Source organism: Coleofasciculus sp. G3-WIS-01 (assembly GCF_040223135.1).
Classification (GTDB): domain Bacteria; phylum Cyanobacteriota; class Cyanobacteriia; order Cyanobacteriales; family Coleofasciculaceae; genus Coleofasciculus.
Genome location: NZ_JAVJZI010000210.1, coordinates 1 through 5,494 on the forward strand (window position 1 = coordinate 1; position 5,494 = coordinate 5,494).

The 5,494-nt window shown below is 47.7% G+C and carries 6 protein-coding genes; 1 reads left to right on the forward strand and 5 read right to left on the reverse strand.

Annotation, left to right across the window (positions count from 1 at the left end):
* Positions 1 to 292: 292 nt before the first annotated feature.
* The 5 genes from RIM23_RS21635 to RIM23_RS21655 form a co-directional block, all read right to left on the reverse strand.
* Positions 293 to 1,093: an ABC transporter permease gene (locus RIM23_RS21635; RefSeq protein WP_446369195.1), complete on the reverse strand. Its 801-nt coding sequence runs from the start codon at positions 1,091 to 1,093 to the stop codon at positions 293 to 295.
* Positions 1,093 to 2,283 (reverse strand): ABC transporter ATP-binding protein, encoded by a 1,191-nt coding sequence (locus RIM23_RS21640; RefSeq protein ID WP_446369197.1) that lies wholly within the window; start codon positions 2,281 to 2,283, stop codon positions 1,093 to 1,095. Before RIM23_RS21640 ends, RIM23_RS21635 begins: the two co-directional genes overlap by 1 nt.
* A gap of 78 nt (positions 2,284 to 2,361) precedes the next feature.
* Positions 2,362 to 3,018, reverse strand: coding sequence for a restriction endonuclease subunit R (locus RIM23_RS21645; RefSeq protein ID WP_446369199.1), 657 nt, complete (start codon positions 3,016 to 3,018; stop codon positions 2,362 to 2,364).
* An 87-nt stretch (positions 3,019 to 3,105) separates the two neighbouring features.
* Positions 3,106 to 4,497, reverse strand: a complete 1,392-nt coding sequence (locus RIM23_RS21650; protein WP_446369201.1) for an IctB family putative bicarbonate transporter — start codon at positions 4,495 to 4,497, stop codon at positions 3,106 to 3,108.
* Between the two features lie 83 nt (positions 4,498 to 4,580).
* Positions 4,581 to 4,766, reverse strand: coding sequence for a hypothetical protein (locus tag RIM23_RS21655; protein WP_446369203.1), 186 nt, complete (start codon positions 4,764 to 4,766; stop codon positions 4,581 to 4,583).
* Between the two features lie 63 nt (positions 4,767 to 4,829).
* On the opposite strand from RIM23_RS21655, the gene RIM23_RS21660 reads away from it, so the two are divergent.
* On the forward strand, positions 4,830 to 4,976 hold the full coding sequence (locus RIM23_RS21660; RefSeq protein ID WP_446369205.1) for a hypothetical protein: 147 nt from the start codon (positions 4,830 to 4,832) through the stop codon (positions 4,974 to 4,976).
* The last annotated feature ends 518 nt before the right edge of the window (positions 4,977 to 5,494 follow it).

The following is a 5,494-nucleotide window of genomic DNA, read 5'->3' on the forward strand; positions in this document are numbered from 1 at the left end:
TTGACAATTTAATTGGGGGCTGGGCGAAGCATTCGTGGATAAGGGGGCTGGGCGAAGCATTCGTGGATAAGGTTTATCCTCTCAGAACTAATATTTTGGCACCGTGGATAAGGGGGCTGGGCGAAGCATTCGTGGATAAGGTTTATCCTCTCAGAACTAATATTTTGGCACGAATGCTTCGCCCCTACATGCCCCTACATGCCCCTACATGCCCCTACATGCCCCTACATGCCCCTACATGCCCCTACATGCCCCCTACACAATTTATGACGAATGACAAATGACGAAGGAATTAAGACCGCTGGAAGCGGAAGGCTTCAATAGACTGAGCCGTGAGAAATATGCCGAGAAAGATATAGCTGGCAAATAAAATAAGACTACTGGTATCGAGAACACCCCGAACTAGATTGGTATAATTTTTCATCAACGATAAATAACCTAATGCGTCTCCGAAAGCACCACCGATAGTATTGGCAATTAAATCAATTATCCAGAGAAATAATATCAAAACGAACGTGAGAAAAGCTGCCAAAATTGAACTATCGGTTAAGGATGAAATGAACATTCCCAGGGAAAGCACTGATGCGGCGAGTAAAATTAATCCAGCATGGGCTAATAACGGAACCCAGGGTTGAATGGGTGGATTAGCTGCATTCAAGGCGATTACTTCATATAGGAGTAACGGTAGCACCATAATCGTAAAAAAGGTTAGCACGCCTAATAATTTTCCCACGGCTACCGCCCAATTCGTCACTGGCGAAGTTGCCAGCAGTTCTAACGTTCCCCGCTTCCGTTCCTCTGAATAGAGTCCCATCGATAGAATGGGTAAAACGAATAAAATTAGAGAACCCATGACACTCAAAAACATGTTTAAAAACTCATAAGCCACATCTACAGGTGGTGTGGGCATTCCCAGTTGGTCACGTTGGGCGATTTGCTGAATGATCCCATCGGGACTTAATAGAATCCACACAAAAAAGAACCCCGACAACAGCCAGAAAAACCCAGCCACCACGTAAGCTAAGGGCGAGGCAAAATAGCCCTGCAATTCCTTGCGAAAAATTGCCACGATATTGCCAAATATTATACGCATTAGGTGTCTTCTCCAGATTGGGAAACGTCTGATTCAGTAACTTTTGATTCAGGGGCTTGGGATTGAGTAACTTTTACTTCAGTAATTTTTGCTTCAGGGGTTTGGAATTCAGTAACTTTTACTTCAGGGGCTTGGGATTCAGGGACTTGGAATTCAGAGGATTGGGATTCAGGGACTTGGGATTGGGAATCAGAGATAGGAGATTCAGTTAAATTGTTCCCTATCTCTATTTCCCGGTTCTCAACCCTCCGTTCTTGGGTAGTCAGTTCTAAAAAGACATCTTCCAGGGTAGCGCGAGTGCGGCGCATTTCACGCAATCCGATCCCAGCGCCCACGGTTACAGCGGCAATATCCCGTCCCGGATCAGTACCGGGTGTTGTCACAATCCGAATTAAGGCGCGATTAGGGGGTAAATGTTGAGTGGGGACAATTTCGACTAAACAGACTCCGGGTAAAACTTGTAAAAGCTTTTGCAGTTGAGTCGCATCCCCATCCACTTCTAACTCATAGCCAGCCCCTCCAGTCAATTGCGCCATCAAGTTTTCTGGGCTATTGGTGGCGACAATTTTACCTCGGTTGATAATCGCGACGCGACTACAGGTCATACTCACCTCTGGCAGAATATGAGTAGAAAGGATAATCGTATGTTCACCTGCAAGGCTTTTGATCAAGTTGCGGACATCAATAATTTGCCGAGGATCGAGTCCGACGGTGGGTTCATCTAAAATAATCGCTGGCGGATCATGAACGATCGCTTGAGCAATTCCAACTCGTTGACGAAATCCTTTGGAGAGTTTCCGGATCAGGACTTTGCTTTTCTCAACTAGGTTACAGCGTTCGATCGCCATCTTCACCCGCTTCGTGCGATCGCCTGCGGATACGCCTTTAAGACGAGCCACAAAGTACAAAAATCCCTCAACCGTCATTTCTGGGTAGAGGGGAGGCGTTTCCGGTAAATAGCCAATCCGTTGACGCACAGCGAGAGAATTTTCATGGACATCATACCCAGCAATCCGGGCAGTACCACTGGTGGCGGGTAAATACCCTGCTAAAATCCGCATAGTGGTAGTTTTACCAGCACCATTGGGTCCGAGAAAGCCTAGGATTTCCCCCGGTTCTACCTTAAAGCTGACATCCTGGATAGCTGGAGTGACACCATAGATTTTGCTCAGACGATCCACTTCGATCATAGAGATTACACTTGAAAGAATTGATATTTTTTTAGACTAACGTTTATCAATATAGAGTTGCACTCATCTGTGTGTCTGCTAACCTTCAGAGTCAGTCTGTTGTAGCTGACAGATAGCCTTAAGAACTTGAAATAACTGCATAGACGATTCAGAATCCGTTAAACTCAGAAATGGCAGCAACTGATATATCGGCGGATTACCCCTCTGGATATAGACAAACCGATACAGTTCTCCGTTCGTGACTAAACCCCAGACTGACTCTTGATACTCTAAGCTTTTATAAGCATAAGTCAGCAATTGGGGTAAGCCTGTTGATGGGGAAACGGCGCTATTTTTCGATTCTATAACTAAGACCCAAAATGGTACATTATCTCTGGGCTGTCGGGCTTTATTTATTGCCAGGATATCAAATCGCCCGGTAATTGTCGTGTCTTCAGCCGTAATAGTAATCCGAGAAATCCCCTCTTCAACAGCGATTTGTAAAGGATAGCGATAGAACCCTGCTAATCGTAAGAGAGGACTAACCGCAACTAATTTAACTTGACCTTCTGAAGCGGCGGCTGAGGTGAGATGATTATCAAATTCAGAGCGAGTTTGCTCTACTTGCTGCTGTTCAAATTCGGTGATCGGTTCGAGGGATAATAAGGATTCAAATGAGGTATTGTACTGTTTGTGAAAATGAAAAAGCTGGTGAACTTCATCTAAGGTTAAGTTTTTCGCATTGAGCGTTGTCATGGGTTTAGGTAGCTCCGAAATAAGTTGGGATGATTACCTATTGGTATTTTACAAGAGGACGCGATCGCGCCCTCTTATTGTCAACACCTAGCTATCGCCTACAGCCGTTGAGGTATCCTGGGGAGGCAGATAATAACTGGCAATAATCGCCACCATCAACCACCATAATGTACTCACTTGGGGACGATACCAAACCGTGTCTACTAAACCATGAGACAGCATACCCGCCATGGTTGCGATCGCGGCGATTAACCAAAAGCCTTGAGGATTCCCCAGGGTGCGGAGTCGGTTGATCAGTTGTATTCCACGATTCACAGTCACCACGAGTAGCCAGAGAAAGCAAGATAAGCCAATAAAACCCGTTTCAACTGCCACTTCCAAAAAGATAGAATAGGCACTCAACGCGGTATATTTAGGACGTTGGAACAGAGGATAGATCTTATTAAATGCATCATTTCCCGGACCAATACCAATAATTGGGCGATCGCGAATCATATCAATCACCGCCGCCCATACATTCATCCGGAAGTTATTACTACTATCTTCCCGCCCTGCAAAAATACTCGCCACCCGAACTCGCACCGGTTCCACAAATCGCACCGCCAGAATAATTACCGCCGCACAACTGCCCAACATCACAGGCATTGCCCAAGGACGCCATTGTTCCGGTAACTGAATACTATACCAATACACGACAAGGACGGAAAAGACAAACAGACAAGCGACAAAACCAATCCAGCCGCCGCGACTAAAGGTGAGAACCAGACAAGCGGAATTCACCACAAACATGGTGAGAGCCAACGCCTTCGGTAGCCATCTAGCCCAAGCAAACACCGCCGCTAAACTCAACGCCACAGCCGGAATCAGATAACCCGCTAATAGATTCGGATTTCCCAAATAGCTATAAACCCGCGTCAAACCCGCAGAATCCGAAGTAGGATCAGTCCAAGTTGCCAACGCTTCTGCGCCAAAAAACCACTGTCGCATCCCGTAAACACTGACAATTAAGGAGATATGCAGGAAAACCCCGATTACCCAAGAACGCAGACGGGGTGATCGCAGTACCCGTGCCATTAGCGCAAAGAGTAATAAGTATAGCGTCAGTTTCACCAATCCCTGACGGGCGGCAACTTTCACCGGGGACATGGCTGTAGCAACGGTGGCAATAGACCAATACAGTAACACCAACAGATGAATCGGTGTCACCAGGGGGCGTTCTCTCTCATCCGAGAGTGTCAGCAGTAGCCAAAATCCTGCACAAGCAATTAACAACACGCCAATGAGTGCAGTAGAGACAAAGGGCGCAACGGCAAAAACAATCGCCACAAGCAACGCGCCCAAGGGTTGAGCCCACTGAAGCAGCCAACTCCCCCGCCGCCAAGCTTGCAGCAATCCCACGACGCGATATAAATAGCTAGCGCCGCGCCACTGATAGAAACGTAAGTTTGATAGAGTAAGCTGTTGCCACACTGAATTCATAGATTGGTGATTAGTTGATTGTTTCTGGTTTAGCACGCGATCGCACCTCCGAGGGATGCGTGGTTAAAACCCTGAGTGATACTTTACTCAATCAGCTTACTCCACCGGAAGTTAATCGGCTTCAGGATAAGTTTTGGCAAGAGGCGGTGAAGCCCTAGAATGGTGCAATATCTCAGGATATACCGCATCTGAACGTCGGGGCGCATCGACATCATTGGTGTCAACTTAAGCGCCATGGCGCGTCTGTTAGCAATGTAGAGACGCGCCATGGCGCGTCTCTTACATGGCGCGTCTGTTAGCACAGGGAGCGCGATCGCAAGGGCAATAATCAGATGAATCAAGACGTTCAAACCATTGTAGGTAGTACATTTCACTACACCCGCCCCTGGACAAATCGGTGTATCGGAGTTGGTTTGATTTTGGATAAAGGTTTGGATGGGTTGGGAATCGACTTGGGAGGATATCCCACTTACGGCTAATCCGGTTCCGGGGAAAAGGGGAGGGGTTTGGGGATGGGTCAGACCCGTCAGTTAATGACCAGCAGTATCCATGACGCTTAAAGCCTCGCCCATGACGCTTAAAGCCTCGACTAATGACGCTTTGAGCCTCGACTAATGACGCTTTGAGCCTCGCTCACGACGCTTTAAGCCTCGACTAATGACGCTTTGAGCCTCGCCCATGACGCTTTGAGCCTCGCCCCCGACTCAGGACGACAGACATAGATTCAATCAAGCTATACATGGTGGGTTACATTTCATTAACGCACCCGACAAAATCTGCGATCGCACTCTTTTCCCCCCCTCTTTTCCCCCCTCTTTTCCCCCCTCTTTTCCCCCCTCTTTTCCCCCCTCTTTTCCCCCCTTTCAAAGGGGGGCTAGGGGGGATGGGGGCTAGGGGGGATGGGGGCTAGGGGGGATGGTGGCGAGGCTCAAAGCGTCATGGGCGAGGCTCAAAGCGTAATTAGTCGAGGCTTAAAGCGTCGTGAGCCAGGCACAAA